At 64.8% G+C, this 2,424-nt stretch carries 3 protein-coding genes; all 3 read right to left on the bottom strand.

The annotated features are described in order from the left end of the window. The coding region (locus CSC94_RS23850) for a TolC family protein (protein ID WP_133123096.1) at positions 1–496 on the bottom strand (496 nt) is incomplete at its 3' end. After that, complete coding sequence (locus tag CSC94_RS23845) at positions 486–1,871, bottom strand: HlyD family type I secretion periplasmic adaptor subunit (protein ID WP_099308849.1); 1,386 nt, start codon at positions 1,869–1,871, stop codon at positions 486–488. The genes CSC94_RS23845 and CSC94_RS23850, both read right to left, overlap by 11 nt. Before the next feature lie 199 nt (positions 1,872–2,070). Continuing rightward, a partial coding sequence (locus CSC94_RS24765; RefSeq protein WP_205853414.1) for a hypothetical protein occupies positions 2,071–2,424 on the bottom strand: 354 nt, incomplete at its 5' end.

Genomic DNA, 2,424 nt, shown 5'->3' with positions numbered 1-2,424 from the left:
CCGCCTTCGCCCGCTTCACCCCGAAGTACCGGGTTCCCATGTCCAGCAGGGTGACCGACGCATCCAGCGACATCGTCTCGCTCGTCTGGCGCCCGGACAGCGTGGTATCCTTGAAATAGGTCCGCGCGACCGTTCCGTTGATGGTCGGTACATAAGCCGCCATGGCGCTCCAGACACCGGCACGGGCGGCCTGGCTGTCGGCGATGGACTTGCGAAGGCCGAGGTCGGTGCCCAGGGCGCGCCGAAGGGTCAGCACGATGCCCGGATCGGCCTGGCTGGCCATAGCGCCCAGGCCGGTTCGCAGGCGCATGCCCGCCAGCACCGGGCGATCCAGCACCATGACGTCGGGATGGTCGAAGCTTCCGCGCAACACGCCTTCCATGGCCGACGCGCCGGCGGTGCCCTGCAGCGTCATCAATGCCATCGCGAGCGTCGAGACGCACAATCCGCGCGATGGCGACCGCACCTGCAACGAAGCCTTCCGCTCACGGTTCATTGAAGGCCCTCTCGAAGCTCGTGATGAACGGGCTCAGCAGGTAGACAAGGAAGGGCCGGCTTCCGGCGTGAACGTAGAGATTGACGTCCATGCCCGGCTTGAGCAGCCCTCCGCCTTCCGACCTGGAAATCGTCTTTTCCGGCTTCGCATAGACGAGATAATGGGATTCGGCCGTCGCCGGATTGCGGATGGCATCGGCGGAGACATAGGTCAGGACGGTGTCGATCGGATCATAGCGGCGGCGGTCAAGCGCGGTCACCTCGGCCCGGGCGACCTGGCCTTCCTTGACCTCGGCGATGTCCTGCGGGCGGACCTTCGCCTGGATGATCAAGGGGGCATTGTCGGGAACGATCTCGCCGATCGTATCGCCGCCGCGCAGAACGCCGCCAACCGTGTTGGCGGAAAAGGCGATCAGGGTTCCGCTGGCAGGCGCCCGGATTTCCGTGTTTGACAGCGCCTGTTCAGCCGAAACGAGGCGATCGCGGATCTGCGCGAGTTCGCCGAGCACGGCCGTCATTTCCTTCGCGGCAGCCTGCTGCTGGCCGGAAACATAGGCGTCGATGCGGTTCTGAACCTCGAGGGTCTGCTCGTCTAGCCGCCGCAGCCGGCTGTCCAGGTCGGCGAGTTCTCCCACCTTCTGGCTTTCCTCGCGGGTCCGGTCCCACAGTTCCTTGCGCGCGAGATAGCCGGCCTCGACGAGCGGCCGCATGTTGGCGATTTCGTCCCTGAGGTAGCGCAGGCTTGCCTGCGCGCTGTCGCGCATGCCCAGAAGCCCGGACCGCTCGCGCTTCAGGCTCTCAGCCTGGTGACGCAGCGCGCCGACCTCGGCTTCGATGGAATGGCCTTCGAAGTACCGTTCGAGGTTCTGGCTTTCATAGATGGCCTGGTGCATGTCGTGGCCGGTCTGGTCGGCACCTGTCGAGGCCGTCCGCAGGAACCGGTCGACGCCGGTCCGGATGCCCCAGGAGCCGGGCCCTTCGGCGAGCGAAGCGGTCTGGTCATCGATGGATGACAGCCGGCGCTTCTTGGCCAGCAGGACCGCCTGGCGCGCCTGCAATTCCGACAGCTCGGCGCGGTTGACCTCCGGATCGAGCACCATGATCAGGTCGCCCTTTTCAACGTGGGCGCCCTCGCCCAGGAGAATCGAGCGTATCCGGCCGCCATTGACATGCTGCAGCAGCTTGTTGTTGCCGGCCGTGGTGATGACGCCCTTGGCATCGATCGCCGAGTCGAGCGGGACCAGCAGACCCCAGAGCACGAAGACGGCGATGAAACCGTAGACGATGCGCTTGCCGCCACCGATGATCGCGGCGACTTCGGTGCGTTCCGCGTCGGCGGCAATACCGGCCTTGAATTCGGGGTTGCGCGCCAGCATCAGACCACCTGCCGGTGACGGGCGAAGATCCGGTCGATCGAGGCCCGAATACCGGCAGGGATACGGATACTCTGGAACACGGCGGAAACCTCACATTTCCGCGATTATCAACTTGTTATGCTTAAATATGGGTAAAAAATTAGCCCCCGCGGTTGAAAGCGGGGGCCAAATTGTCAGGCCATGTCAGGCTAGCCGAGGGCTAGGCCCATTCATGTTCCTCGTGTTCCTCGAAGCCTTCTTCACACCCTTCTTCATAGGAGGCGTGATGCTCGCCTTCGTGCTCGCCACGGTAAGATCCATGACCCGAACCCTTCGAGCCGGAACCCTTGGAGCCCTTGGAGCCGCTGCCCTTCGAGCCGGAACCCTTGGAGCCCTTCGAGCCGCTGCCCTTCGAGCCGGAACCCTTGGAGCCCTTCGAGCCCTTGGAGCCGCTGCCCTTCGAGCCGGAACCCTTGGAACCCTTGGAGCCGCTGCCCTTCGAGCCGGAACCCTTGGAGCCCTTCGAGCCGCTGCCCTTCGAGCCGGAGCCCTTGGAGCCCTTGGAACCGCTGCC

Source organism: Zhengella mangrovi, assembly GCF_002727065.1.
GTDB classification, from domain to species: Bacteria; Pseudomonadota; Alphaproteobacteria; order Rhizobiales; family Rhizobiaceae; genus Zhengella; species Zhengella mangrovi.
Note: the sequence above shows the minus strand (reverse complement) of the source record. Positions and strands in the feature narration are given on the sequence as shown.